The sequence below is a fragment of the Streptomyces sp. NPDC004752 genome, from assembly GCF_053601275.1.
The window spans coordinates 14054-40166 of sequence record NZ_JBSGBN010000089.1; the positions used below are offsets into that span (position 1 = coordinate 14054).

The 26113-nt window shown below is 71.2% G+C and carries 22 protein-coding genes; 9 read left to right on the forward strand and 13 right to left on the reverse strand.

Annotated features, from left to right (window positions below):
- Positions 1–59: 59 nt before the first annotated feature.
- Positions 60–1718 carry a sulfatase-like hydrolase/transferase gene (locus tag ACWEKM_RS30810; RefSeq protein WP_451624563.1) on the reverse strand — a complete coding sequence of 553 codons (1659 nt, stop codon included), beginning with the start codon at positions 1716–1718 and terminating at the stop codon, positions 60–62.
- A gap of 1383 nt (positions 1719–3101) precedes the next feature.
- On the opposite strand from ACWEKM_RS30810, the gene ACWEKM_RS30815 reads away from it, so the two are divergent.
- The 3 genes from ACWEKM_RS30815 to ACWEKM_RS30825 all read left to right on the forward strand — a co-directional run bounded on the left by ACWEKM_RS30815 (position 3102) and on the right by ACWEKM_RS30825 (position 8069).
- Entirely contained in the window at positions 3102–3494 is a 393-nt protein-coding gene (locus ACWEKM_RS30815) for a peptidase inhibitor family I36 protein (RefSeq protein ID WP_451624544.1), read from the forward strand.
- 661 nt (positions 3495–4155) lie between these two features.
- On the forward strand, positions 4156–6903 hold the full coding sequence (gene ppdK, locus ACWEKM_RS30820; protein WP_451624545.1) for a pyruvate, phosphate dikinase: 2748 nt from the start codon (positions 4156–4158) through the stop codon (positions 6901–6903).
- Between the two features lie 230 nt (positions 6904–7133).
- Positions 7134–8069, forward strand: coding sequence for an oxidoreductase (locus ACWEKM_RS30825; protein ID WP_451624546.1), 936 nt, complete (start codon positions 7134–7136; stop codon positions 8067–8069).
- 153 nt (positions 8070–8222) lie between these two features.
- On the opposite strand, the gene nirD is transcribed toward ACWEKM_RS30825, so the two are convergent.
- The 3 genes from nirD to ACWEKM_RS30840 all read right to left on the reverse strand — a co-directional run bounded on the left by nirD (position 8223) and on the right by ACWEKM_RS30840 (position 12621).
- On the reverse strand, positions 8223–8573 hold the full coding sequence (gene nirD / locus ACWEKM_RS30830) for a nitrite reductase small subunit NirD (RefSeq protein ID WP_451624547.1): 351 nt from the start codon (positions 8571–8573) through the stop codon (positions 8223–8225).
- Complete coding sequence (nirB, locus tag ACWEKM_RS30835) at positions 8570–11209, reverse strand: nitrite reductase large subunit NirB (protein WP_451624564.1); 2640 nt, start codon at positions 11207–11209, stop codon at positions 8570–8572. The genes nirD and nirB overlap by 4 nt, the downstream gene beginning before the upstream one ends.
- Positions 11210–11403: 194 nt before the next feature.
- Complete coding sequence (locus ACWEKM_RS30840) at positions 11404–12621, reverse strand: NAD(P)/FAD-dependent oxidoreductase (RefSeq protein WP_451624548.1); 1218 nt, start codon at positions 12619–12621, stop codon at positions 11404–11406.
- 379 nt (positions 12622–13000) lie between these two features.
- Between ACWEKM_RS30840 and ACWEKM_RS30845 the strand changes: the two genes are divergently transcribed.
- Positions 13001–13783 carry a sulfite exporter TauE/SafE family protein gene (locus ACWEKM_RS30845; RefSeq protein WP_451624549.1) on the forward strand — a complete coding sequence of 261 codons (783 nt, stop codon included), beginning with the start codon at positions 13001–13003 and terminating at the stop codon, positions 13781–13783.
- Between the two features lie 44 nt (positions 13784–13827).
- Here the strand turns inward: ACWEKM_RS30845 and ACWEKM_RS30850 are convergent, their stop codons facing one another.
- The 3 genes from ACWEKM_RS30850 to ACWEKM_RS30860 all read right to left on the reverse strand — a co-directional run bounded on the left by ACWEKM_RS30850 (position 13828) and on the right by ACWEKM_RS30860 (position 17924).
- Complete coding sequence (locus ACWEKM_RS30850; protein WP_451624550.1) at positions 13828–14445, reverse strand: class F sortase; 618 nt, start codon at positions 14443–14445, stop codon at positions 13828–13830.
- A 218-nt stretch (positions 14446–14663) separates the two neighbouring features.
- Positions 14664–15242, reverse strand: coding sequence for a hypothetical protein (locus ACWEKM_RS30855; protein ID WP_451624551.1), 579 nt, complete (start codon positions 15240–15242; stop codon positions 14664–14666).
- A gap of 423 nt (positions 15243–15665) precedes the next feature.
- Positions 15666–17924: a molybdopterin oxidoreductase family protein gene (locus tag ACWEKM_RS30860; RefSeq protein ID WP_451624552.1), complete on the reverse strand. Its 2259-nt coding sequence runs from the start codon at positions 17922–17924 to the stop codon at positions 15666–15668.
- Positions 17925–18120: 196 nt separating this feature from the next.
- On the opposite strand from ACWEKM_RS30860, the gene ACWEKM_RS30865 reads away from it, so the two are divergent.
- A complete protein-coding gene (locus ACWEKM_RS30865; protein ID WP_451624553.1) occupies positions 18121–18486 on the forward strand; it encodes a hypothetical protein in 366 nt (121 codons plus the stop codon).
- 351 nt (positions 18487–18837) lie between these two features.
- Here the strand turns inward: ACWEKM_RS30865 and ACWEKM_RS30870 are convergent, their stop codons facing one another.
- From ACWEKM_RS30870 to ACWEKM_RS30885, 4 genes are all read right to left on the reverse strand, one after another.
- A complete protein-coding gene (locus ACWEKM_RS30870) occupies positions 18838–21210 on the reverse strand; it encodes an FG-GAP-like repeat-containing protein (RefSeq protein WP_451624554.1) in 2373 nt (790 codons plus the stop codon).
- Between the two features lie 422 nt (positions 21211–21632).
- Positions 21633–21842 carry a DUF397 domain-containing protein gene (locus ACWEKM_RS30875; protein ID WP_451624555.1) on the reverse strand — a complete coding sequence of 70 codons (210 nt, stop codon included), beginning with the start codon at positions 21840–21842 and terminating at the stop codon, positions 21633–21635.
- Between the two features lie 38 nt (positions 21843–21880).
- Entirely contained in the window at positions 21881–22090 is a 210-nt protein-coding gene (locus ACWEKM_RS30880) for a DUF397 domain-containing protein (protein WP_451624556.1), read from the reverse strand.
- On the reverse strand, positions 22087–22926 hold the full coding sequence (locus tag ACWEKM_RS30885) for a helix-turn-helix domain-containing protein (RefSeq protein ID WP_451624565.1): 840 nt from the start codon (positions 22924–22926) through the stop codon (positions 22087–22089). The genes ACWEKM_RS30880 and ACWEKM_RS30885 overlap by 4 nt, the downstream gene beginning before the upstream one ends.
- A 103-nt stretch (positions 22927–23029) precedes the next feature.
- Here ACWEKM_RS30885 and ACWEKM_RS30890 point away from each other — a divergent pair, with 103 nt between their 5' ends.
- The 3 genes from ACWEKM_RS30890 (at position 23030) to ACWEKM_RS30900 (ending at position 24064) form a co-directional block, all read left to right on the forward strand.
- Positions 23030–23296 carry a hypothetical protein gene (locus tag ACWEKM_RS30890; protein ID WP_451624557.1) on the forward strand — a complete coding sequence of 89 codons (267 nt, stop codon included), beginning with the start codon at positions 23030–23032 and terminating at the stop codon, positions 23294–23296.
- A gap of 70 nt (positions 23297–23366) precedes the next feature.
- Positions 23367–23795: a hypothetical protein gene (locus ACWEKM_RS30895; RefSeq protein ID WP_451624558.1), complete on the forward strand. Its 429-nt coding sequence runs from the start codon at positions 23367–23369 to the stop codon at positions 23793–23795.
- Between the two features lie 74 nt (positions 23796–23869).
- Positions 23870–24064, forward strand: coding sequence for a hypothetical protein (locus ACWEKM_RS30900; RefSeq protein ID WP_451624559.1), 195 nt, complete (start codon positions 23870–23872; stop codon positions 24062–24064).
- A gap of 72 nt (positions 24065–24136) precedes the next feature.
- Here the strand turns inward: ACWEKM_RS30900 and ACWEKM_RS30905 are convergent, their stop codons facing one another.
- Positions 24137–24676 carry a DinB family protein gene (locus ACWEKM_RS30905; protein WP_451624560.1) on the reverse strand — a complete coding sequence of 180 codons (540 nt, stop codon included), beginning with the start codon at positions 24674–24676 and terminating at the stop codon, positions 24137–24139.
- A 97-nt stretch (positions 24677–24773) separates the two neighbouring features.
- On the opposite strand from ACWEKM_RS30905, the gene ACWEKM_RS30910 reads away from it, so the two are divergent.
- Positions 24774–25736, forward strand: a complete 963-nt coding sequence (locus ACWEKM_RS30910) for a helix-turn-helix transcriptional regulator (protein WP_451624561.1) — start codon at positions 24774–24776, stop codon at positions 25734–25736.
- Positions 25737–25811: 75 nt separating this feature from the next.
- On the opposite strand, the gene ACWEKM_RS30915 is transcribed toward ACWEKM_RS30910, so the two are convergent.
- Positions 25812–26113: hypothetical protein (locus ACWEKM_RS30915; RefSeq protein WP_451624562.1), on the reverse strand; the 302-nt coding region annotated here is incomplete at its 5' end.

Sequence of the window (26113 nt, forward strand, 5' to 3'; positions counted from 1 at the left end):
TGGGCGGGTGAACCTTGGAGGGCTGCGCCCCCCTCGGCTTCTCGCGGACGGGGCGGCGGTCAGCCCTTCTTCGGATGTGGTGTCGAGCCGTAGGCCGTCAGGAAGCGGTCCCGGAAGGCGCTCATCTTCCAGACCGGGGCGTCGTGCGCCGGGCGCAGTCCGTCGCTCCAGCCCCAACTCGCGATCCTGTCGAGGACCTTGGGGTCCTTGGCGACGAGGGAGATCGGCACGTCGCGGCTGGCGTGGTTGCCGCTGACCCGGGCGATGGGCTGGTGGTCGCCGAGGAAGACCAGCACGGTGTCGTCGGTGCCGTAACGCTCCAGCCACTCGGTGAGGGCGGTCACCGAGTACTGGATCGACTTGCCGTACTCCTCCCGGGACCTGGTGGTGTCGGCGATGACGTCGGCCGACTTGTTGCCCGCCGCCTCGATGTCCCGGAAGGCCGAACCGTCGCCGAGCCGGTCCCAGTCGACCAGCTTCGGGAGCGGCGCCCAGGGCTGGTGGCTGGAGGTCAGGATGATCTCCGACATCAGCGGCTTGTCGCGCCGCTTGCCGTGCACCCGCTGCTGGAACTGTTCGAGCGCATACTGGTCGGGCATCGTCGACCAGCTGAACTTGGGTCCCCGGTAGCCCAGTTGGAAGGCGTTGTAGACCTTGTCGAGGCCGAAGTAGCGCTGCTCGGGCCAGCCCTTCTGCACCCCCGGCATGACGCCGACCGTGTCCCAGGCGCCGGTCTTCTGGAACGCCTTGGTGAGACTGAGGTGGTCGCTGGCCATGACGGTGCGGTAGCGCTGCTGGTTGTTGACCCACAGTCCCGACAGGGTGCTGGAGTGGCCGAGCCAGCTGCTGCCGCCGTACGTCGCCGAGGTCAGCCAGCCGCTCTTCGCGTGGAAGCCGGCCTTGGCCAGGGCCGCGGTGTTCGCGGTGAGGGACTTGTCGACGCCGGGCGCCATGATCGGGTCCTCGATCGCGCTGCGGCCATAGCTCTCGACGAACGTGAAGATCACGTCCTTGCCGCGCAGATCGGTCAGCAGCTGGTCGGGAGGCGTGTTCCCAAAGGCGTCCACCTTGGCCACCTTCTGGAACTCCGCCTCGTCCCTGAGCGTGTCCGCCACCCGGTGGGCCTGGATCCGTACGGCCGTGGCGGTGCGGTCGGCGGCGATCGGCACGCCGGAGATCTGCAGGCCGAAGGCGGTGCAGGTGATCCAGGCGACGCCGGCGAACAGGGCGCCCCTGGTGGCTCGGCCGCCGTGCCGGGCGAGCAGGTTGGCCAGGCGGATCGTGGCCAGGCTGAGCAGCGCGAACAGGAGGAGGACGAGCACGACGACGCCGGCCGTGGCGGCGAGGGTGGCGGTGTGGCCGAGGGAGTCCTCCAGGTATGCCTCGGCGTCGGTGAGCAGGCTCCAGTCGAGGACGAGGTTGAAACTGCGGCCGAGGTACTGGTTGAAGCCCATGTCGAGAAGGTTCAGCACGGTCATCGCGGCGAGCGCGGCACCGGCCAGCCCGGCGAGCGCCATGCGCGGCCTGCGCGGCAGGGCCAGGGCGAGCGCGGCCCCGATGACCGCCTCGCCCGGTATCCGTACGAACTTCATGGGCCCCAAGCCGACGACGCTGTTCGGCAGCACCAGGGCCCCGATCACGAGCGCGGCGGAGAGCACGGTCACGCCGACGGACAGCGCCCGGCCCGCGACGGGATGCGCCGACCGCCACCGCCGTATCCCCCAGAACCAACGCCGAAACGCCCCACCGGCCTTGGCCCCGACCTCGGGCTTGCCTTCGGTTCCGGGGTCGGGCTTGCCTTCGGTTCCGGCCTCGGGCTTGCCTTCGGTTCCGGGGTCGGACTTGCCCTCGGCCCCGGGGTCGGGCCCGGCCTTGGTTCCGGCTTCAGGCCCGGCGTCGGGCTGGTCCTCGGACTTGGCCCCGGCCCCGGTTTCGGGCCCGGCCTCGGTTCCGGGTTCGAGCCTGTCCCCGGATTCGGTTCCGGTGTCGGGTTTGTCTTCGGTTCCGGCCCTGGCTTCGGGCCTGTCCTCGGCCCCGGATTCGGTTCCGGCGTTGGGCCTGTCCTCGGGCTCGGCCCCGGTTCCGGCATCGACCCCGGTGTCGGGATTGGGCCCGGTCTTGGCCCCGGCCCCGGTTTTTGCCCCGGCCCCGGCATCAGGTTCGGTCTCCGCCCTCGTATCCTCCGAACCTCCCTTGGGCGCCTCCGCGATATCCCCCGCCCCCGCACCGCCCCCGGCCTTCGCCGGTACCGAAGTGGGCATTCGGGGTGTTGGCAGGCGGGGATCGACGGCGGCTGCCGCCTCCCCCGTACCGGTCTCGGCCCTCGTCGGCTCCCGGGGATTGTCCGGGGCTCCCGCTTCCGCCCCGGCTGCGGTGTCCTCGGCCGTCGTCGGTTCTGTGGCAGGCGGCGGGGCTGCCGCCTGCCCGGAGTCCTCGGCGCCCCCCGCCTCCTTCGTGTCGCCCGCGGCCTGCGTCGGTTCCGCGGTGGGGGTTCGGGGTGTTGGCGGCCGGAGGTTCTCGGTGGGCCCCGATTCCGGTGTGCCCGCCGACGTGCCGGTCTGGGCCTCCGCTTCCTCGGTGGCAGCCGGTGACTGGCGTGTGCTCGTGTGCTGGGGCAACCCGGGGGTCCTTCCGTGCGCGGCCCGTGGTGGGTGGCGGGCCACGCTGGGGAGGCTGGGCTGGGCCGGGAGTTCCCGGCCCGCCTGGCCCGCCGTCATCCCGTACGGCTCCCCGTTCGGTCCCGTTCACAGGACTCGGCAAACACCGGGCAAACGCCCCGTCAACCCGTAGGCCACGCGCCGCCCACGGCGGTGAGCGGTGCGCCCGCGGTTCGGAGCCCGTGGTTCCCACCGCTCGGTCTCCAGGAGGCTCCGCACTCGCCCCTCGCGGCGCCCCCCATTCCCGTAGGCGAGGCCAAGCAGGAACCGTGCATTCAGTCAAGAGAACGTTTATGCGGCACTGCCAGAATTGACCTCACTCGCTTGAGGGATGGTGTAGCCGTGAGGTGAGCATCGATAATTTCGACTTCGCTTCCCGAAGAGGAAAAAGGGCAGTGACCGGTCTTCCCGGCACTGCACGAATCGAAGGAGGGCAATACCCTCATGCAACGGTTCACAGGACTGTGTGCCGCACTGGGACTCGCCGCGGTCGCAGTAACGGCATCCACGACCACCACCCAGGCGGCCCCGACGACCATCGAAACGGGCAGGTCGATCACCGCGTACCAGGACTGCCCGGTCGGCTGGTTCTGCGCCTGGGAGGACGAAGGTGGCTGGGGCCGGATGGCGCGCTTCCAACTGGGCTCCGACGACCTCCGCGACTTCAACCTGAACGACCAGATCTCCTCGGTCTGGAACAGGACGGGAAAGACGTTCTGTACGTGGCTGAACATCAACCGAGACGGCGCCTCATGGCCGGTAGGGAACTGGCGCGGCAACACCGCCCAGTACAACCGAAACGACAACATCAGTTCCCTGTGGGTAGGGAAATGCTGATCACCCCGCCCGACCAGACCTGATCAGGGGCCAGCGCGTAACTCCTTGACAGGTTGATCGGCTGATCGGATGTGCCTTTCCGATCAGTGATCACTGCGGCGGTACGGGACCGGATCGAGCGGCTGATGCCGGCCGATCCGGTCCGTCTCGGTGACCGGCACGGCCGGCAGGTCGGTGGCTTCCAGTGCTCGCCCGCCCGGCCGCAGCCTTCGCGATGGCGGACGGTTCCTGCTTCGGCCGCTTCTCGTCGGTCGGCGCTCCAGGTTCAGGCCCGGACATCCGTCCGCATGGTGAAAGTCGGCCGCCTGTGGCAGCGTGATTCTCGCCACCCTTGATAAGGGTTACGCTCAGATGAGCGGATCATGGGCGACTGCACTTCTCCAAAGGGTGGCACTCGGTGCCACCCTTTGATCGTTCATCGATCGAAATCAGACGTGCCGCGAGTCGCTCATATGAGCATGATGTGAGATCCATAGGTCCAGATTCGTTCAAGAAGTGAAAACATCGGCTGCCCGATGCTTGCCCAGCCTTGACTTTCGATCCTGTGGCGGACGGCTGGTTACGGGCGCATGACGCACAAGTGGACGTACCCATATGCCTTCGATCTGGGTATGTTCCTCGCCGTCAGGGCAGCCATCGCGGCCTCAAGGAGTCGAGACCCGTGTCGGAAAACAAAGATCACCAGACACCCGTGTCGGGCGAGAGTGTTGAGGGCGTGAAGTTCGTCTATGACTTCACCGAGGGAAACAAGGACCTCAAGGACCTCCTTGGTGGCAAGGGCGCGAACCTCGCGGAGATGACCAATCTGGGCCTTCCGGTCCCCCCGGGCTTCACCATCACCACCGAGGCGTGCAAGGTCTACCTCGACAGCGGCGAGGAGCCGGTGGCGCTGCGTGACGAGGTGAGTGCGCACCTCGAAGCCCTCGAAGCGACCATGGGCAAGAAGCTGGGGCAGGCCGCCAACCCCCTTCTCGTATCGGTCCGTTCCGGGGCGAAGTTCTCGATGCCAGGCATGATGGACACCGTCCTGAACATCGGCCTCTCCGACAGGTCCGTGCAGGGCCTGGCCAAGCAGGCCGGCGACGAGCGGTTCGCCTGGGACTCCTACCGCCGGCTCATCCAGATGTTCGGCAGGACCGTCCTCGGCGTCGACGGCGATCTCTTCGAGGACGCCCTGGAGGCGGCCAAGGAGGCCAAGAAGGTCACGGTCGACACCGAGCTGGCGGCCGCGGACCTGAAGAAGCTCGTCACCACCTTCAAGAAGATCGTCAAGAAGGAGGCGGGCCGCGACTTCCCGCAGGACCCGCGCGAGCAGATGGACCTCGCCATCAAGGCGGTCTTCGAGTCCTGGAACGGCGACCGGGCCAGGCTCTACCGCCGTCAGGAGCGCATCCCGCACGACCTCGGCACCGCCGTCAACATCTGCTCGATGGTCTTCGGCAACCTCGGCCCGGACTCCGGCACCGGAGTCGCCTTCACCCGCGACCCCGCCAGCGGCCATCAGGGCGTCTACGGCGACTACCTGCAGAACGCGCAGGGCGAGGACGTCGTCGCGGGCATCCGCAACACCGTGGCCCTCGCCGAGCTGGAGACCATCGACAAGAAGTCGTACGACCAGCTCATGCGGATCATGGAGACCCTGGAGAACCACTACAAGGATCTCTGCGACATCGAGTTCACCATCGAGCGCGGCCAGCTGTGGATGCTGCAGACCCGGGTCGGCAAGCGCACCGCGGGCGCCGCCTTCCGCATCGCCACCCAGCTGGTGGACCAGGGCCTGATCGACGAGACCGAGGCGCTCCAGCGGGTCACCGGCGCCCAGCTCGCGCAGCTGATGTTCCCGCGGTTCGACGAGCACGCCAGGACCGAGCAGGTCGGCCGGGGCATCGCGGCCTCGCCGGGCGCCGCGGTCGGCAAGGCGGTCTTCGACTCCTACACCGCCGTCAAGTGGTCCCGCTCGGGCGAGAAGGTCATCCTGGTCCGCCGCGAGACCAACCCCGACGACCTGGACGGCATGATCGCGGCCGAGGGCATCCTGACCTCCCGCGGCGGCAAGACCTCGCATGCGGCCGTGGTCGCGCGCGGCATGGGCAAGACCTGTGTCTGCGGCGCGGAGGAGCTGGAGGTCGACACCAAGCGGCGCCGGATGACGGTGCCGGGCGGGCACATCGTCGAGGAGGGCGACCTGATCTCCATCGACGGCTCCAGCGGCAAGGTGTATCTGGGCGAGGTCCCGGTGGTCCCGTCCCCGGTCGTGGAGTACTTCGAGGGCCGGATGCACGCGGGCGCCGACGACGCCGACGAACTGGTCGAGGCCGTGCACCGGATCATGGCGTTCGCCGACCGCAAGCGCCGACTGCGGGTGCGTGCCAACGCCGACAACGCGGAGGACGCGCTGCGGGCCCGGCGCTTCGGCGCCCAGGGCATCGGCCTGTGCCGCACCGAGCACATGTTCCTCGGCGACCGGCGCGAGCTGGTGGAGCGGCTGATCCTGGCCGACACTCAGGCCGAGCGCGAGGAGTCCCTGAAGCAGCTCCTGCCGCTCCAGAAGCGGGACTTCGTGGAGCTGTTCGAGGCGATGGACGGGCTGCCCGTCACCATCCGCCTGCTCGACCCGCCGCTGCACGAGTTCCTGCCCGACATCACGGAGCTGTCGGTGCGCGTGGCGCTCGCGGAGTCCCGGCAGGAGCCGCACGAGAACGAGCTGCGGCTGCTCCAGGCGGTGCACCGGCTGCACGAGCAGAACCCCATGCTGGGCCTGCGCGGCGTCCGCCTCGGTCTGGTCATCCCCGGCCTGTTCACCATGCAGGTCAGGGCGATCGCCGAGGCCGCGGCGGAACGCCGGAACGCCAAGGGCGACCCGCGCGCCGAGATCATGATCCCGCTCGTCGGCACCGTCCAGGAGCTGGAGATCGTCCGCGACGAGGCGGACCGGGTGATCGCCGAGGTCCAGCAGGCCACCGGCACCGAGCTGCGGCTGGCCATCGGCACCATGATCGAACTGCCGCGCGCCGCGCTGACCGCCGGCCAGATCGCCGAGGCCGCCGAGTTCTTCTCCTTCGGCACCAACGACCTCACCCAGACGGTATGGGGCTTCAGCCGCGATGACGTCGAGGCGTCCTTCTTCACCGCCTACCTGGAGAAGGGCATCTTCGGCGTCAGCCCCTTCGAGACCATCGACAAGGACGGCGTCGGCTCCCTGGTGCAGGCGGCGGCGAAGGCGGGCCGCGCCACCCGCCCCGAGCTGAAGCTCGGCGTCTGCGGCGAGCACGGCGGCGACCCGGAATCGGTCCACTTCTTCCACGAGGTGGGTCTGGACTACGTCTCCTGCTCCCCGTTCCGTATCCCGGTCGCCCGTCTGGAGGCCGGCCGCGCGGCCACCCAGTCGGGAGGCAGCGACCACCGCTGACCACACTCCCGGCGGGACGGCGGCCAGCGCCGCCCCGCCCCGACCCCGGAGCCGCCGACGGTCCCCGACCCTCACCGATCGACGGCGGCTCCGGTCCACCGAAGGAGGGGCGGCACCCGTGCGGGGGTGCCGCCCCTCCGGGTGTGCGCCGGGCGGACTCCGGGGAACGTAGGGGGCAGGCGTGTGCGCCGGGCAGGTGTGCACCGTGGTGAGAAGGAGGTGGAAGGGGAGTGAAAGCGAAAGGGGCCCGCTGGGCCATCACCGACATCCCCGCCCTGGCCGGTCGCGTCGCCGTCGTCACCGGGGCCAACAGCGGGCTCGGGTACGTCACCGCGCGGGAACTCGCCCGGCGGGGCGCCCGGGTGGTGCTCGCCTGTCGCAGTGAGCCGCGCGGGAGCGCCGCCGCCGACCGGATCGTGGCCGAAGTACCGGGCGCCGACACCGAGTTCGGGCGGCTGGACCTCGGGGAGCTGGCGTCGGTACGGGAGTTCGCGGCCCGCTTCCGATACGACCGGCTCGATCTGCTCATCGACAACGCCGGGGTGATGGCGCCACCGTACTCGGTCACCGCCGACGGCTTCGAGACCCAGTTCGGGGTCAACCACCTCGGGCACTTCGCCCTCACCGGACTGCTGCTGCCCGCCCTGCTCGCCGCGCCCGGCGCCCGGGTCGTGACCGTGTCCAGCATGATGCACGCCCTCGCCAATATCGACCTCGGCGACCTCAACAGCGAGCGCCGCTACCGGCGGTGGATCGCCTACGCCCGCTCCAAGACCGCGAACCTGCTCTTCACCCATGAGCTGGCGCGTCGGCTCACGGCCACCGGGGCGGATCTGATCGCGGCCGCCGCCCACCCCGGGTACGCCGCCACCAACCTCCAGACGGCCGCGCCACGGGCCGAGGGCCGCCGGGCCGCCGAACGGCTCATGACGGCCGGCAACCGGGTCCTGGCCCAGACGGCCGAGGCCGGTGCCCTGCCCACGCTGTACGCGGCCACCGCCCCCGGCGTGCGGCCCGACTCCTTCACCGGACCGTCCTTCGCCCAGTGGCGGGGTGCGCCCGCTCCGTCCTGGCGGGCCCCGTGGACGCGCGACGACCGGACGTCGGCACGGCTGTGGGAGGCGTCGGAGCGGCTGACTGGGGTGACGTACGACGCGCTCAAGTAGTGAGCGGGTGACGGGAGTTCAGGTGGTGAGCCTGCTCAAGCGCTGAGCGCGTGTCAGGTGTTCAAGTGGCGAGCGCGCTCAAGTGGCGAAAGTGCTCAAGCGGTGGGTGCGGTCAAGCTGTGGGTGCGCGGCCGTCGTTCACGGAGGTGGCCGCTATGCGGTACGGACCTCGTACGTCGCCACCCGTACCGACTCGTCGTCCAGGCACTGCCCGGAGGCCAGGTCGAAGCGCTGCTTCAGCAGCGGGGAGGCGACGTAGGGGCGGCCCTTGTGGGTGCCGGTCAGGCCGCGGGAGAGGACGGCCGCGCCGCCGAACGGATCACGGTTGTCGATGCCGTACAGCAGGCCCGCCCGGTCGCGGAAGACGGCCACCTGGCGGCCGTCGGGCAGCAGCGCCGCCACCCCGCGGCCCGGGGTGAGCACATTGAGTCGGCAGATCGTGAACCAGCCTGCCGCCAGCCGCAGTTGGACCTTGAGGCCGGTCGTCTCCAGAGCCGGGGTCATCGCTGGGCGCTTCCTTCCAGGGTGCCTTCCAAGGCGTCCTCCAGGGTGTCTGCCGGGGTGTCTGCCGGGGCCGGTGCGGGCCGTATGCCGAGGGACAGCAGTGGCAGATCGGGCTTGATCTGGTCGCGTTCGGGGACGAAGCCGACGACCGGGTCGGGGGTGTCCGGGGCGTTCACGAAGGACACGAACCGGGCCAGTTTCTCCGGGCTGCTGATCGTCTCCGCCCATTCGTCGCGGTAGTGCGCCACATGGGCCGCCATCAGCGACTCCAGCTCCGCGCAGATGCCGAGCGCGTCGTGCACCACCACGTCCCGTACGTGGTCCAGTCCGCCCGGGATCCGCTCCAGCCACACGCTGGTGCGCTCCAGGCGGTCGGCCGTGCGGAGGTAGAACATCAGGAAACGGTCGATCAGGCGGATCAGTTCGGTGTCGTCCAGATCCTGCGCGAGCAGGTCCGCGTGGCGCGGGGTCGCGCCGCCGTTGCCACCGACGTACAGGTTCCAGCCACCGGCGGTGGCGATGACGCCGAAGTCCTTCGACCGGGCCTCGGCGCACTCGCGGGCGCACCCGGAGACCGCCGACTTGAGCTTGTGCGGCGAGCGCAGCCCCCGGTAGCGCAGCTCCAGGTCGATCGCCATACGGACGGAGTCCTGGACGCCGTAGCGGCACCAGGTTTGGCCCACACAGGACTTCACGGTGCGCAGCGCCTTGCCGTAGGCGTGCCCGGACTCGAAGCCGGCGTCCACCAACCGGGTCCAGATCAGCGGCAGTTGTTCGACGCGCGCGCCGAGCATGTCGATGCGCTGGCCGCCGGTGAGCTTTGTGTAGAGGCCGAAGTCGCGGGCGATCTCGCCGATCACGATCAGCTTCTCCGGGGTGATCTCGCCGCCGGGGACGCGCGGCACGACCGAGTACGAGCCGTTCTTCTGGAGGTTGGCGAGGAAGTGGTCGTTGGTGTCCTGGAGTGCCGCCTGCTCGCCGTCCAGGACATGGCCGTCCGCGCCGATCGCGGGCGCGAGGGAGGCGATCACCGAGGCGACGGCCGGCTTGCAGACCTCGCAGCCGTCGCCGCCCCGGGCCCCTTCGCGGCCGTAACGGTCCAGGAGATCCCGGTACGAGGTGATGCGCAGGGCGCGGACGATCTCGTACAGCTCCTCGCGGGTCCGGGCGAAGCAGCCGCACAGGCCCTTGTCCACCTCTACGCCGCTCGCCTCCAGTTCGGTGGTGACCAGCTGACCGAGCACCTTGACGCAACTGCCGCAGCCCGTACCGGCCCGGGTGCACTTCTGCACCTCGGGCACGCTGGTGCAGGAGTGCTCCGTCACCGCGCCGCGGATGGTGCCCTTGGTGACGTTGTGGCAGGAGCAGATGATCGCCTCGTCGGGCAGCGCGGCCGGGCCGAGCGCGGCCGGGGCCGCCGCGTCGGCGGGCAGGACCAGCCGCTCCGGCGGGACGGGCGGCACCGTGCCGGTCAGCGCGCGCAGCGTGCCGTACGCCTCCGCGTCGCCGACCAGGATGCCGCCGAGCAGCGTGCCGTCGCGGCCGACGACCAGCTTCTTGTACAGCCCGGCCCGGGAGTCGGAGTAGACGACGTCCAGGCAGTCCGCGGCGGTGCCGTGCGCGTCGCCGAAGGATGCCACGTCCACCCCGAGCAGCTTCAGTTTGGTCGACAGGTCGGCGCCGGTGAACGTCACCCGCCCGGACCCGTCCGCGGCGATGGCGGCGGCGGACCCGTCCGCGGCGATGGCGGCGGCGGCCGTCTCCGCCTGTTCGTAGCCGGGCGCGACCAGGCCGTACACCCTGCCGTCGACGGCCTGCGCGCACTCGCCGATCGCGAACACCCGCGGGTCGGTGACCGTGCGGCACCGTTCGTCGACGGTGATGCCGCCGCGCTCGCCGACCGCGAGGCCGAAGGCGCGGGCGAGCTGGTCGCGGGGGCGGACACCGGCGCTGAACACCACCATGTCCGTGGCGAGTTCGGAGCCGTCGGACAGCTTCATGCCGGTGACGGCGCCGTCCTCGCCGACGAGGATCTCCTGTGTGCCCACGCCGGTGTGGACGGCCAGGCCCATGCCCTCGATGGTGCGCAGGAGCGCCGCGCCGCCGCCCGCGTCGACCTGCACCGGCATCAGCCGCGCCGCGAACTCCACGATGTGGCTGGTGAGCCCCAGGCCCTGGAGCGCGCCCGCGGCCTCCAGGCCGAGCAGCCCGCCGCCGACCACCGCACCGGTCCTCGCCCGGGACTTGGCGTATGCCTCGATCGCGAGCAGGTCCTCGATCGTGCGGTAGACGAAGCAGCCCTCGGCGTCCCGGCCCGGGACGGGCGGGACGAAGGGGGAGGAGCCGGTGGCCAGGACCAGGACGTCGTAGCCGACGGTCAGGCCGGAGCGGGCCGTGACCCTGCGGGCCGCGCGGTCGATTGTCTCCGCCGGGTCGCCCACGTGCAGTTCGATGCCCTGGCCCGTGATGAACTCCCTGTCGGTCAGGGAGAGTTCCTCGGGTGTCCGCCCCGAGAAGTACGAGGTGAGCCGGACCCGGTCGTAGGCCGGACGCGGCTCTTCGCACAGCACGACCACGCGGTGCGTGGCGGTCAGGCCGCGCTCGGCCAGCGCTTCGAGAAAGCGCTGGCCGACCATGCCATGGCCGACGAGCACGAGCGTGGGGCGGGAGCGGTCCGCCGCGGGTGCGGTTGTGGGGTGGGGGCAGTGCCCCAGGGGCGCGGTTGTGGGTTGGGGGTGGTCCCCCACGGGTTCGGTTGTGGGTTGGGGGTGGTGTTCCAGGGGTGTGGTCGTGGGGCGGGGGCTGTCCCCCACAGGTGCGGTCGTGGGCATCAGGAGCCTCCGTCGTCGGTGAGCAGGTGGAGCAGAGGGCCGTCGTCCGGGAGCGGCTCCGCTCCCTCCCAGGCGCGGGCGAGCGCGCCGACCGTGCCGAGTGCGCCGACCAGGACCCCGCCGACCAGGCGGTCGTCGCGGACGACGACCTTGCGGTAGGTGCCGCGGGTGGCGTCGGCGAGCTGTACGACGTCGTCGCCGGGGCGCGGCTCGGCCTCGCCGAACGCGGCGAGGTCGAAGGGGGAGCCGTCGCCGGTCAGGGTGAGCCGGGTCAGCGAACGGGTGCCGGTGTACCGGGAGTCGGCCCGCCCGGCCAGCAACCCGGCCAGCACGTCGGCCTGTTCGAGGGCCGGGGCGGCCAGGCCGTACACCGTGCCGGCGTGCTGGACGCAGTCGCCGACGGCCCGGATACACGGGTCGGACGTGCGCAGTTCGTCATCGACGAGGACGCCCTTGCGGACGGTGAGCCCCGCCGCCTCGGCGAGCCCCACCCGCGGGCGGACCCCGCAGGCGAGGACCACGAGATCGGTGTCCAGGGCGTATCCGTCGGCCAGTTCGACGGAGCGGACCGCGCCGCCGGCCGAGCGCACGTCCCGTACCCGGCACTCGGTGTGCACCTCGACGCCCAGGCCCGTCAGATGGCGCAGCACGAGCCGCGAGGCGTTCGCGTCGAGCTGGCGCTCCATGAGCCGTTCGGCCTGCTGGGCGAGGACCACTTGGGCGCCGCGCACGGCGAGCGCGCGGGCCGCCGACACACCGAGCAGCCCGCCGCCGACGACGACCGCCCGCACGCCCGGCCGTACCGCCTTGGCCAGGCCGAGGCAGTCGTCCATGGTGCGAAACGCGTGGACGCCCTCGGGAAGTTGGTGCCCGCCCGCCCCGAACAGGCCGCGCAGGGGCGGCAGGACGGGGTTGGCGCCGGTGGCCAGGACGAGGGTGTCGTAGGCGATCTCCGAGCCGTCCGCGCAGCGCACCCGCCGCGCGGCGCGGTCGATACCGGTGACCCGGGCGTGCACGAGACGCGCGGGCGCGGGCAGGGCGATCACCTCGGGGTCGTAGCGGCCGGCCAGCACCTCGGCGAGCAGGACCCGGTTGTACGGGCGGTGCTCCTCCTCGCCGACGAGCAGCGCGGATGTGCCCAGCTCGGCGAGCCGACGGGCGAGCCGTTCGCCCGCGAGGCCGGCGCCGATCACCACCACACGCGTGTCCGAGGTCATGCAACGCAGCGTGCGGCGCCGACGTTACCCGGCGGCATCGCGGCTGTTTCCCGAGCGGAACGCTGCCCTCAGCGGGGCGAGGCCGCGGGTGTGAGGGGGGTGGGGGGCAGGCCGCGGCTGTGGGCGCGAATGTGATGGGTCCGGGGCAAGGGGCGCGGCTGTGAGTGTCCGGGGCACGACCGTGAGGGGGCCGGTCCGGGCCGGTGGCGGGCCGTGAGGGGTCCGGTGCGGGCCGGTGGCGGGCCGTGAGGGGTCCGGTGCGGGCCGGTGGCGGGGCCGGTGCGGGCGCGGAACCCCGGAAGCAGCTCAGGTGCATGGAACCTCAGAAGCAGCTCAGGTGCATGGACCGCACACCTACCTCCTCCCTAGGGTCGCCATCGTGCCCGACATATCGCTGACCGTCCTCGTCCTGCTCTGCCTGGCCGCCTTCGCGGCCGGCTGGATCGACGCGGTGGTGGGCGGCGGCGGGCTGCTGCTCCTTCCGGCGCTTCTGCTCGGCCTGCCCGCCGATACCCCGGCGGCCACCGCGCTCGGCACCAACAAGGCGGTCGCCATCGTCGGCACCACGGGCGCGGCGGTGACCTACGCCCGCCGGGCGCCCGTCGACGTGCGCACCGCCGTGCGCATCGGTCTCGCCGCGCTCGCGGGCTCCTCGGCCGGGGCGTTCTTCGCGGCCGGGATGAGCACCGATGTGCTCAAGCCGGTGATCATGGTGGTGCTGCTCGCCGTCGCGGCCTTCGTGATCCTGCGCCCCGCCTTCGGCACCGCGTCGGCGCCCGGCCCCGCCTCCCGCCGCCGGATCCTCGCGGCCATCGGCCTCGCCGGCCTCGGCATCGGCTTCTACGACGGCCTGGTCGGACCCGGCACCGGCACCTTCCTCGTCCTCGCCCTCACCGCCGTCCTCCACCTCGACCTGGTCACCGCCTCCGCCACCGCGAAGATCGTCAACTGCTGCACCAACGCGGGCGCGCTCGTCACCTTCGCCTGGCAGGGGACGGTGCTGTGGCGGCTCGCGGCGCTGCTGGCCGTGTTCAATCTGGCGGGCGGCATGCTGGGGGCGCGCAGTGCGCTGAAGCGGGGCAGCGGCTTCGTCCGGGTGGTGTTGCTGACGGTGGTGTTCGCGCTCGTGGCGAACCTGGCGTATCAGCAGTGGGTGGCCTGAGCCGCCGGGCGGCGCCCGCTCGCGGGCCGGCCAGCGGCTGTCGGTCAGCGGCTGTCGGTCAGATGGGCGAAGACGACCACGTTGCCCTGGTAGCCGGTGGATGTCGAGTAGCCCCCGCCGCAGGTGATGACGCGTAGCTCAGGGCGCTCGGCGGCGCCGTACACCTTCTCGTCGGGGAAGTCGCTCGCCTGGTAGACCTCCACCGCGTCCACGGTGAACACCGCCACGCTGCCGTCCCGCCGGTCCAGTTCCACGGTGGCGCCCCGTTTCACCGCGCCGAGGCGATAGAAGACGGCGGGGCCCTCGGCATTGTCGACGTGCCCGGCGACGACCGCGGTGCCCGTCTCACCGGGGGCGGTGCCGGCCTCGTACCAGCCGGCCAGGTTCTTGTTCTGCGCCGGCGGCGCGTCGAGGCTGCCGGACGGTGTCAGGCCGAGGCCCGTCATCGGGGCGTCGACCCGGATCGACGGGATGCGGATCCGGGTGGGCGGGGACGGCGGCAGCGCGGGCGCCGTGCGTCTCTCCTCGACCGGATCCGGGCGGCCCTCGGCGGCGGTGGGCTGCGGCGGCGCGGACAGCTGGGCGGTGCCCAGCAGCCACACGCCGGAGCCCAGGGCGACCACGGTGACCACGGCTATCGCGGTGTCCCCGATCGTGCGCATACGAATCCTGCGCATACAGGTCCTGCGCGTACGAGTCTTGGGCATATGAGTCCTGCGCGTAGGAATCCTGCGTATACGAGTTCTGCGCATACGAACCTCCCGGACCTCCCGGAACCCCGGGAACGGAACCCCGCGCCCCCTCCGGGCCGCGAGGGGCGTCGGACCCGGAGGGGGAGGGGACTTGCGGTACCGGCGGACGGACAGCGGAGGGGTGTCCGTCAGATCCCGTCGCCTCTCGCCCGGCGATGCAGGAGCCAGGTACCGCCCGCGGCGGCGACGGCGAGAGCCGCCACGCCCGCCGCGGTCTGCACGGGGTCGGAGCCGAGCGCGCCGCCGACCCCCGTCTTCACGCTTCCGCGCGGTTGCACCTGTCCATGCGCCCCGGACAGCGTCACCAAGAGATCGCCCGTCACCTGCCGGTTGCCGTCGGCGCACCTGGCGACGATCTCGTACGTCCCCGGCTGCGCGCTCGGCGGCACCCGGAACTGGCCGATCGCGTCGCCCTCGTGCGAGCTGGGCGCCAGGGTGAAGGTGCCGCCGCCGACCGCGGTGGCATCGCCCGCCGCGGTGCCGCCGCACGCCTTGGTGTTCACCGAGACCTGCCCGCCCGGAATCGCGGTGGACGGGTACACCTCCAGAGTGTCGGTCGCCGTGTCGGTAGCCGCCGCGGCGTCCGGCGCGCCGCGTGGGTGAGCCGCCGGGACGGCGTGCCGGGCGCCGTGGGCGGGCGTGGTGGCGAGACCCGCGGCCGCGACGGCGAGCGCGGTACCGGTCAGCATGCGGGCGGTGCGTCGCATCGTGCTCCCTCGCGTGCCAGGGGGCACGACCCGCGGCACCCCCTGTGCCGCCGAGTCGGCCGCGCCCCTGCCCTATCGAGGTAAAGCCCACGCGGCCGCCCCCGCTCCCTGACGGTCGGTCAGAGCTGCGGTGAACGGGTGTCGTCCGGACCTCGCGGGCGACCGTCCGGTCCGGCGTTCCGGCAGGTCATGGGCGTGCGCCGAGCCGCACCGGAAGAGAACCGGAAGAGAACACGAACGGCTCGCCCGGACCGGGCGAACGGGTGACGACCCCGCTCGGAGGCTCAGCCCGCGCCCCCGGCGTGGTTCGCGAGGGCCTCTGCCGTCGTACGGTGCGCCACCGCGGCCATGACGACCGCGCTCCAGGTCGCACCCGGCGACCGGTCCCGGTCGGCCCGAGGCGCGGACGCCCCGCGGTGGCGGTCAGCGCTCCGCACGCTCCATGTGTTCCACACGCTCCACGCGCACCGCGCAGACCTTGAACTCGGGCATCCGCGAGACCGGGTCGAGCGCCGGGTTGGTCAGCGTGTTCGCGCGGCCCTCGCCGGGCCAGTGGAACGGCATGAACACCGTGTCCGGCCGGATGGCGGTCGTGATCCGCGCGGGGGCCACGGCGCGTCCGCGCCGGGACACCACCGCCAACGGGTCACCGTCGGCCGCGCCCAGCCGCGCCGCGAGCCGCGGGTGCAGTTCGACGTACGGGCCGGGCGCGGCGGCGTTCAACTCGGCCACCCGCCGGGTCTGGGCCCCGGACTGGTACTGGGCCAGGACCCGCCCGGTGGTCAGCAGCACCGGGTACTCGGCATCCGGCTCCTCGGCGGCGGGCCGATGCGCCACGGGCACGAACCGGGCCCGCCCGTCCTCGGTGGCGAACCGGTCGAGAAACAGCCGGGGGGTACCCGGGTGGACCTCCGCCGGGGCGGGAACATCCGCCTCCGGCGTCGTACCCGTCGTACCCGTCGTACCCGTGGTACTCATCGGGGCCGCCGTACTCGGTGTGGCCGCCGTATCCGCCGTATCCGCCGTATTCGTCGCGACCGCCGTGTCCGGTGTGGCCGTCATATCCGGCGTGGCCGTCATGTCCGGGCACGGCCAGAACAGGCCGTTCTCCCTCGCCAGCCGGTCGTAGGTGATGCCCGAGTAGTCCGCCGGGCCGCCCGCGCTCGCTCGGCGCAGTTCGCCGAAGACCTCCTCGGGGTCGGTCGGGAAGCCCTTCTCCACGCCCAGCCGGGCGGCGAGCCCGTGCAGCACCTCCAGGTCGCTGCGCACTCCCGCGGGCGGGTCGAGTGCCCGCCGCCGCAACAGCACCCGGCCCTCCAGACTGGTCGTCGTGCCCGTCTCCTCGGCCCACTGGGTGACCGGCAGGACGACGTCCGCGAGCGCCGCCGTCTCCGAGAGCACCACGTCCGCCACGGCCAGGAAGTCCAGCGACCGGAGCCGCCCCTCGATGTGGGCCGCGCGCGGTGCCGACACCACCGGGTTGGACCCCATCAGCAGCAGCGCGCGCACGTCAGTGCCCAGGGCGTCGAGAAGTTCGTAGGCGCTGCGGCCCGGACCCGGCAGCGTGTCCGGGTGCACGCCCCACACCTCGGCGACATGCCGTCGCGCCGCCGGATCGGTCAGCTTGCGGTAGCCGGGCAACTGGTCGGCCTTCTGGCCGTGTTCGCGCCCGCCCTGCCCGTTGCCCTGCCCGGTCAGACAGCCGTACCCGGACAGCGGCCGGCCGGCCCGCCCGGTCGCCAGGCACAGGTTGATCCAGGCGCCCACCGTGTCGGTGCCCTTGGACTGCTGTTCCGGCCCCCGTGCCGTGAGCACCATCGCCGCCTCCGGCTCGCAGAACAGCCGTACCGCCTCGCGGAGCAGCGGGACCGGCACCCCGGTGATCCGCTCCACATGTTCCGGCCAGTGCGCCATCGCCGCCGCCCGCGCCCGCGTCCAGCCGGCCGTGCGCTCCCGGATGTACGTCTCGTCCGTCCGGCCCTCCGCGACCACCAGATGCACCAGGCCGAGCGCCAGCGCGAGATCGGTGCCCGGCCGGGGTGCCAGATGCAGGTCCGCCTGCTCGGCGGTACGGGTGCGACGCGGGTCGACGACGATCAACGTGCCGCCGTTCTCCCGCAGTTCGGTGAGGTAGCGGAGCGCGGGCGGCATCGTCTCGGCGAGGTTGGAGCCGACCAGGATCAGACAGCCGGTCCGTGGGATGTCCGCCAACGGGAACGGCAGCCCCCGGTCCAGGCCGAAGGCGCGGGTGCCGGCCGCCGCCGCGGACGACATGCAGAAGCGGCCGTTGTAGTCGATCTGCGAGGTGCCGAGGACGACGCGGGCGAACTTGCCGAGCGCGTACGCCTTCTCGTTGGTCAGCCCGCCCCCGCCGAACACCCCGCACGCGTCGGGGCCGTACGCGCTCCGCGCCGCGGACAGGCCCGCGGCGATCCGGTCGAGAGCGTCGTCCCAGCCGGCCGGTACGAGCGTCCCGCCGGAGCGCACCAGCGGGGAGGTCAGCCGCACGCCCGACGAGAGCAACGCCGGGGCCGTACGTCCCTTCCCGCACAGCGCGCCCCGGTTCACCGGGAAGTCCGCGCGCTCGGTCACCTCGACGCCTCCCGGCACGGCCGACAGCCGCATCCCGCACTGCAGGGCGCAGTACGGGCAGTGGGTGGGCACCGAGGCGGTCGTCTCCATGCGGCTCAGCGTGGTCCGACCGTGTTACGCCCCACACGGCCCCCGGTTACACCCCCGCGACCAGCGCCTCCCCGCCCCTGCCGCCCCACTGTGAGATCCCGGCCACCGAGCCGTCCGGCCGGGGCCCTTTTCATGTCTGGGCCTGGCCGGAATGGAATCACTCGATAGTAGGGACGTCGCATGGAATGCCTTCCGGGTGACGAGCCTCTCCATGGTCGTCGCTTATGGCCAGCAGAAAACCTCGGAACAGGAAGGACGGGCGATGAGCCTGATCCAGACCGGCAAGATCGATCTGAACTCGACCAACGCGGTGGAGACAACCGGCGGGAACACTTCGACCTTCACCCAGGTCACGTTTCCCGCTCCGTTCCCACCGGGCTCACAGGTCGTGGTACTCCCACTGACCCAGACCTTCAACGGCCCTGAGACGCCAGGAATTCGTATCCACGACGTCACCACCACGGGCTTCAAGATCCGGCTGAACGAGGTCTACGCCGGCGCCACCAAGAGCGACGGCACACACACCACTGAGACCATCGGCTGGCTGGCCGCCACGGTCTGAGGGGCATGACCTGGTTGGGGCGTCCCGCTGGAGTCAGGACGCCCCAACCAGGGCGATCAGAATGCGCTCAACTGACGTAGACCTCAAGCCCCGCTGTCGGGCGGCGCCGGATTGGCGAGCAAATCCGAAGGCCAGAGGGCACTTTCTGCGGTCCCGGAATGCTTCCGAATCGTGATCGTTCGAGGGTGCCGCTCGGGATACGGGCCGTACTGGCCGACCAGCAGATATACGGCTCGACGAACCCCCACTCCTTGTCCGTCAGTTGCGCTCGCGTCATGCGCACTGGACTACCGGATCCACCCTCGGCGAGGGCGGATCCAGCAATTGATCACCACTCGATACAGGCCCTAGCTAGTTGCCGCCGCGGTTGAGCCAGGCGCGGACCGCGCCGCCGTCGTAGACGACGAGGTAGTCGGCTTTGCCGTCGCCGCTGATGTCGGCGAACTGGACATATGGCCGGGGGTAGTTGGACGCGTTGGCCCAGTTGTAGCGGGCCTCGAAGCTGCCGTTGCCGCCGCCGCCGCGGTTGAGGAAGGCGTGCACCGCGCCGTCGAGGCCGACCTGCAGATAGTCGGCCCGGCCGTCGCCGTCGCCGTCGGCGAACCGGACGGCTTCCAGCGACGAGCCGCGGGTTCCGCCGGCCCAGTTGAGCCACAGCGGCCATTCCGGGGGAGTCGGCTGGTCGCTGACTTGCCCGCCGGCGGGGTCCCACTGGTTCCGGTACACGTGGACCGCGCCCTCCGCGCCGACCCGCAGGATGTCGTCACGTCCGTCGCCGGTGACGTCCGCGAACCGGAGATTGTTGCGGCTGAACGGCTCCTCGTCGAAGACGACCCCCCATTCGACGAACTTGAGCTTGCCGTCCGGTCCGGGATAGTTGATGTAGGCCCGTACCTCGCTGTCGGAGCTCACCACGAGGTAGTCGTCGCGTCCGTCCCCGTTGAGGTCGGCGAACCGCACCTGGTCCCCCTGGACACCGTCCGCCGGCTTGTACGTGCCCGCGTCCACCCAGGCAGGTTGGCCGGGTGTGCCGACGGTGTTCACCGACGCGCGAAAGCCGCCGTCGTCGCGGACCTGGAGGTAGTCGGCCCGCTGGTCCCCGTTGAGCTCGGTGATGACCGTGCGGCCCTCCCTGGTGCCGTAACCGGGGGCGATCACGCCCAGCGCGCGCCAGCCCTCACCGAGAGCCGTTCCACTGTCACCCAACCCGGAGTCCCCGGGGTCGTCGGTTCCGATGCCCGAGTCCGCCGGGTCGCAGTCGGCAGGAGCCTGCTCCGCCGACGGCGTCTCAAGCCAGCCCAAGGCGTTCGCCTCCTGCACGGAGTCGTACCAGGCGTCGGCCATCTTCGCGTAGCCGGCGTCCGTCGGGTGGGCGTCGTCCTGCAGCCCGTCACTGACCTCGACTCGCGCCATGGACACCGACAGGACGTGCTTGCCCTCGCGTCGCAGGTCCTCCACCATGCCGGGCAGCGCGTCGTTGTAGGCGTCGATGCGCGGCTGAAGCCCGGCCTTGCCGGTCGGGATGAGCTGGGCGACCAGCACCGTGGCACGCGGTGAATCCGCCAGCGCCTGGTTCACCAGCTTCCTGAGCCGGTCGGGCGCGGTGGCCAGGTTGTAGTCCTGGTTCATGTCGTTGGTCCCCGCGTGCAGGGTGATCAAGTTCGGCTGGTACCGAGGCACGCTGCAGAACGCGAAGGCCGCGATCTCGTCGATCCGGTCGCCCGGATGACCCTCGTTGTCGGGGTCACTCATCGAGCCGGACTGCACCGACCCGACGAAATCGACGCTGGGCGCGCTGCCCTGCAAGTAGTCGTACAACTCGTCGCGGTAGCCGTTCCCGTCGGAACTCTCCACACCGTACGTGATCGAGTCTCCGAGCGGCATGACCCGCAATGCGACCGGGATCTGGACCCGGGAGACCGCATCGGCGAGGTGCCTGCCGACGTCCGCCAGGAACTGGCCCGCCGCCGTGCAGCCCGCCTTGAAAACGCCCCACCCGGCGGCCAGCTTCTCGCCCAGCCGGACAAGCGCCGCCCCCAGACGTTCGATGTGAGCGGGCAGCACCTCCTTGGACCAGTCCTTGACCCCGCCCTCCCAGGCGGCTCCGCCCGCGGCCGTGATGAGCGCACCGGCGAGCGTCTTGGCCCACGCCTCGCCGTCCTTGAGCGTGCCGTCGATCGCCTGGATGATCATTCCCCGCGTCAACCCACCGACAAAGCCGCCGATGGAGACACACATGACGGCCGCCTCGGGAAAGAAGCCGATGCAGCCGGCCCGCACCGCCAGCCCGGTCAGCGCCCCCGCGGCCGTGGCCAGGATGTCGGCCCACCACGAGGCGTTCGTCAGCGGCTCACTACCGTCGATGCGCACCGCAATCCCGGTGTCCGTCATCGACAGTTCCCCGTCGAAGTCGATCCAGTTGCCGGTGCCGGCACTACCCCCCGATGTGCCGCTCGAATTCGCCTCGAAGTCCTCGCGGAAGGTATCGCTGAGGAGCGGGTTGCGGTTCTGGGTCTCGTCGAGAACCTGGCGCATCCGGTCAGGGTCGAAGTCGGACGCATCCAGATACAGGGTGACCGACTCGTCCCCCGTCACCGCCGAGGAAAACTCTCCCACCGAGCCAGCCGGCGCGGCCAGGCGCAGTCCCGCCGCTGCTGTTTGCGTCGCCGGCATCGCCGACGCCGCAGGTACCAGGCCGAGCAACAAAGCCACCAGGACGGACATGATCACGGCCGTACAGCCAGTCGTTCTTCGCGTATTCACGCACACCTCCCCATCAGAGGAGGAGATCGTTTCGAGCCCCGACAAGGGCGGAATGAATGCTCGATGAACACTGACGACCAAGCTCTGTGATGCTCAACATCGCGTCAACATCAGGCCCGTTACGGCGGCGGAGCGTGGACCGTGCCCGGGACAAACTGCCGCCACCCACTCCTATCCGAGGCCGCCGAGCCCCGGCGGCCGGGCCGGCATGCAGCCGGCCCGGGCGCCCTAGCAGGAAGCACCGGTAAGCCAGCCCATGCCCGTCTCCCCATCGTCGTCCGCCCTGATCCTCAAGGCGATTGAAGCGCTGGGCTGACCCTGAACACGCGAAAGGGGCCCCACCCTCCCACCGGGCGGGAGAGAGCGGGGCCGGATACGTGCGCTCAGTCGGTGCCGAACTGTCCGGTCTTGACGCCGGTCACGAATGAGGTGAACGCGTGGGCCGGGAGGTCGAGTACCGGGCCGTTCGGGTTCTTGGAGTCGCGGACGGGGACCAGGCCGTGGGGGGCGGCGAGGTTGGTGGCGACCTCGATGCAGGCGCCGCCGTTGTTGCTGTAGGAGGACGTGATCCAACGCGGGTTCTCGGTCGTCACGAGGTGCCCTTTCGTCGCAGATGCCGCTTGGGGCTTGCTCAGTCGGTGCCGAACTGTCCGGTCTTGACGCCGGTCACGAATGAGGTGAACGCGTGGGCGGGGAGGTCGAGTATCGGGCCGTTCGGGTTCTTGGAGTCGCGGACGGGGACCAGGCCGTGGGGGGCGGCGAGGTTGGTGGCGACCTCGACGCAAGCGCCACCGTTGTCGCTGTACGAGGAGGTGAACCAACGAGGGGTTTCGATACTCACGGGGTGCCCTTTCGCAACTGGCTGATCATGGCCACGCTTTCCGCCTGGGAAGGTGCCTCGGCCTGTAGCTGATGGTAGGCCGTCAGCATGGGCAGTACGAACGTGCTTTCTCGTTCCAGGTGGCCCCGATGGGCCGACTCGGCGTACGACATGAGCGAGCGATCCGACAGGGTCAGCAGATACACCGGCAGGTTAAAGGGCCGACGCGCTCCCATGTCGAACGGCGCTAGCTGGAGCACCGTGTTCGGCAGCTCGGCGAACGCGGCCAGAGCTGCCAGTTGCGCGTCCCACACGGCGGGTTCGCCGATGGGGCGACGGAGACAGCTCTCGTCCAGCACCACGAAAACGAGGGGTGGGCGCTTCCGGGCGAGCGCGGCTTGCCGTTCCGTAACGATCGTGACCCGCTCGTGCGCCTGCTCAGGCGTGATCGCTCCGCGCTTGACGGCGCTGTCCGCCAGGGCCGACGCGTACTCCGGGGTCTGTAACAGACCAGGAATGACGCCCACTTCGTAGAGCCGGATCTCCACCGCCCGCCCCTCATGCCCGACGTACTCCGGGAAGCCCTCCAACAGGCTGCCGTGCCGGATCTCGCGCCACTGGCGTTCGAACGTGTCGGCTGTGTCGCCGGTGCCGAGGGCGAGGTCCGCGCTACGCGCGAAGCGAAGAGTTGGCATCTTGCGACCAGTTTCGACCGCCGAAATGTGCGTGCTGGAATATTCCATTCGCTCGGCCAGGTCTTCCTGCTTCCAGCCGCGTGCCTCCCGAAGACTGCGCAGGCGAAACCCGAAGGCCGCCTCGGGACTGCTCTCAGGGTGCAGTTCCTTCCGGTTGACCATCTCTGCCACCAACTTTCCTGCCGTACCAGACACGTTGAAGCGTTCCCGAGTGTAGTCCACGCTGAAACTCCAAGTATCCGTGTCACTACGGAGAGGAACGATCGTGGTTGGCAAGAACGATCCCGCCGAGCGGCAGCGACCCCCACACCTTCCCTCAGACCTTCCGACCCTCGGCACGCTCATGGTGGACGTCGACCAACGGGTCGGAGAGTTCCGCGGCGAGGTATGCGGGTTCTGGTTTCTGCGCCCCGTGACGGGCGGCAAGGAGTGGTCCGTTGCCCCCAAGGACGTACAACCGGCGAGCCCCGCGGAGCGGCTGCGCGCCGAGACCGCCCGCGCGAATGCACGAAGCCGGGGTGAGGTGTTGTGACCCCGACGTACCCGCAGACGTGGGTGTTCGGCCGGCTCCGCGAGCATCCTGGGCGCACCGGGAGGTGACCGTGCGTCGCCCGACCCCGGCCGAGAGAGCCGTCGCACGTGAGGCGGCGCGAGCGGACAAGGACACCATCATCGAGCGGTACCGGGCGCGTGAGCCGGTGAGCCGGATCGCCGAGGCGTACGGCGTGACCGTCGGCTGGCTGTCGCTTCGGCTCGACGAATGGGGCGTACCGCGCAGGCAGTTCCACGAGGCACATTTGCATCGCCGCCCGGCCCAACGCCTGTTCCGTGGGCGGATGCGACGCCGGACCCGAGCCGAAGTACGCGCGGCGCAAGCCGAGTTCACCGACAGCCGGATAAGCGTGGTTATGCGGTACCGGGGCGGTGAATCTATTGCCTCCCTCGCCCGGTCGTTCAACGTCAGTCACGCATGGGTGGCGGAACGGCTGGACGAGTGGGGCGTTTCCCGCCGGGGCCCGTCCATGACGTGAGCGCGGTGCGGCCCCGCACCCCGGACCGCCGGGCCCGCCCGCTCGTCGGCCTTCACTTCCGCAGGAGCAGACGCATGACCGGCAGAACATCCGCAGGGGACGGGTCCGCATCCGTGGGCGCCACGCGCGTCTGCGCGCGCTGTCTGCGCGTGACGACCGAGGCGGTGCTCGTGGAGTGGATCGACACCGGAAGCGGACCCGGGATCGAGGTATGGACGTGTCCGGAGCATGTGAAGGGATACGTCCCGGTATACGACACCCCGCGGTGACCCCGCGGTTGGCTTCCGTGACCAGCGGGATCGGCGCAGGGGCGTTCATCGTGGCCCCTCCGACTTTCCCGTTCAGCCCATGGTCTTGGCGCCGTCCAGGGACTCGCGAATGATGTCGGCGTGCCCGGCGTGCTGCGCGGTCTCGGCGATGACGTGCAGCAGCACCTGACGGGCCGACCAGCGTACGCCGGACTCGAACCACGGCGCCTTCGGCAGCGGCTGGGTCGCGTCCAGGTCGGGCAGGGTGGCGATCAGCTCGTCGGTCCGGTGGGCCACCGCCGCGTACTCGGCCAGCACGCCGGCCAGCGTCTCGCCGGGCAGCAGCCGGAACTGGTCAGCCCGCTCGGCGAAGTCGGCCTCGGTCATGGCGGTGAAGTCGGGCATGGCCGACGGGCCGTTCAGGATGAAGTCCGCCCAGCTCCGCTCCACCGCGGTGACGTGCTTGACCAGGCCGCCCAGGCACAGTTCGCTGACGGTGGTTCGCAGCCCGGCCTGCTCGTCGGTGAGGTCGCGGGTGGTGAAGCGCAGGAAGTGCCGGTGCTTGCTCAGCGTCCGCAGCAGGTCGGCGCGCTCGCCGGTGAGGGTCGCCGACTCGCTCAGGGTCTCGGTCATGATCTCCGCCTTCGGTTGGTCCCGTGTTCCTCGGTCACAACGACGGTAGGAGCCATAGCGGACAGTTTCTGTCCTGAATTCCGGGAGAATCGGAGACATGGCGAACACCAGCACCCGGACACTGCGACTGCTGTCCCTACTGCAGACCCACCGCTACTGGCCGGGCACCGAACTGGCCGACCGGCTCGGTGTCTCGGTCCGCACTCTGCGCCGGGACGTCGACCGGCTGCGCGAGCTCGGCTACCCGGTGGAGGCGCAGCGCGGCGTCGACGGCGGCTACCAGCTCGCCGCGGGCGCCGCGCTGCCGCCCCTGGTGATCGACGACGATGAGGCGGTCGCCCTGGCCGTCGGGTTGCACACCGCCGCGGAGGGCGCGGTGGAGGGCATCGCCGAGTCCTCGGTCCGGGTGCTGGCCAAGGTGGTGCAGGTGATGCCCACCCGGCTGCGTCGCCGGGTCGAGGCGCTGCGCGCGATGACCGTACCCGCTGGCTGGGGCAGCCCGGCCCGGGCGGGCGTCGACCCGGGCGTGCTCACCACACTCGCACTGACCTGCCGGGACAGCGAACAGCTGCGCTTCGGCTACACCGCCGCCAACGGCCACCGCACCGACCGGCAGGTCGAGCCGCACCGGCTGGTCCGCCTCGATCGCCGCTGGTATCTGGTCGCGTACGACCTCACCCGGCACGACTGGCGCAGCTTCCGGGTCGACCGGCTCACTGCGCCGGAGGGCACCGGCGCTCCGTTCCGCCCGCGCACCCTGCCCGCCGCCGACGCCGCCGAGTTCGTCCGCGCCTCGATCGGCAACCTGCCCCGCCCGTACCGGGTGACGGCCCTGGTGCACGCCCCGGCCGCGACCGTACTGGAACGGATCGGGCGGTGGAGCACGGTCGAGGAGGTGGACGCCGAACACTGCCGGGTCCGCATGACCACCGACTCCCTGGACTGGCCGACCCTGGCCCTGGGCGCTCTCGGCGCCGAGTTCCGCATACTCGAACCGGTCGAACTGGTCGACCAACTCCGCGACTGGGCAGACCGGTTCGACCGGGCGGTACGGGGCTGACAGTTCAACCGCTGAGACGCTCCTGCCGCCAGCGACCGGCGGCGCGGACGATCTCGTCGCCGGTGCGATGCGGCATCAGGTGGCAGAGGTGCGGCGGCCGGTTCGGCGGTCGGCGCCGCGGGCGCCGGTACCGGCGGCGCCACCCGTGGCCCCGCCGGCCGCCGCCCGTCGGCCGGATCCACGGGCGGCCTTGCCGGAGGCGGTGCCGGTCGCCTTACCGGCCGCGGACTGGCGGTCGGCGCCGCGGCCGCCCGCGCCGACGGCACCGCCCGTGGCCCCGCCGGACCCCGCCCGGCGGGCAGCACCGCGCCGGCGGGGCGCGGCGGTGCCGGCTGCGGCTGTCCCCCCGGCCCGGCGGTCCGAGCCACGGCTCCCCG

Excerpts from the sequence above, each read along its gene's own strand:
- ACWEKM_RS30910 (WP_451624561.1), top strand. The coding sequence starts at position 24,774 with ATGGCGAACACCAGCACCCGGACACTGCGACTGCTGTCCCTACTGCAG.
- ACWEKM_RS30840 (WP_451624548.1), bottom strand. The coding sequence starts at position 12,621 with ATGACCTCGGACACGCGTGTGGTGGTGATCGGCGCCGGCCTCGCGGGC.
- ACWEKM_RS30855 (WP_451624551.1), bottom strand. The coding sequence starts at position 15,242 with ATGCGACGCACCGCCCGCATGCTGACCGGTACCGCGCTCGCCGTCGCG.
- ACWEKM_RS30815 (WP_451624544.1), top strand. The coding sequence starts at position 3,102 with ATGCAACGGTTCACAGGACTGTGTGCCGCACTGGGACTCGCCGCGGTC.
- ACWEKM_RS30885 (WP_451624565.1), bottom strand. The coding sequence starts at position 22,926 with ATGGTCAACCGGAAGGAACTGCACCCTGAGAGCAGTCCCGAGGCGGCC.
- ACWEKM_RS30870 (WP_451624554.1), bottom strand. The coding sequence starts at position 21,210 with ATGTCCGTCCTGGTGGCTTTGTTGCTCGGCCTGGTACCTGCGGCGTCG.
- nirB (WP_451624564.1), bottom strand. The coding sequence starts at position 11,209 with ATGGTCGGCCAGCGCTTTCTCGAAGCGCTGGCCGAGCGCGGCCTGACC.
- nirD (WP_451624547.1), bottom strand. The coding sequence starts at position 8,573 with ATGACCCCGGCTCTGGAGACGACCGGCCTCAAGGTCCAACTGCGGCTG.
- ACWEKM_RS30905 (WP_451624560.1), bottom strand. The coding sequence starts at position 24,676 with ATGACCGAGACCCTGAGCGAGTCGGCGACCCTCACCGGCGAGCGCGCC.
- ACWEKM_RS30900 (WP_451624559.1), top strand. The coding sequence starts at position 23,870 with ATGACCGGCAGAACATCCGCAGGGGACGGGTCCGCATCCGTGGGCGCC.
- ACWEKM_RS30860 (WP_451624552.1), bottom strand. The coding sequence starts at position 17,924 with ATGGAGACGACCGCCTCGGTGCCCACCCACTGCCCGTACTGCGCCCTG.
- ACWEKM_RS30850 (WP_451624550.1), bottom strand. The coding sequence starts at position 14,445 with ATGCGCACGATCGGGGACACCGCGATAGCCGTGGTCACCGTGGTCGCC.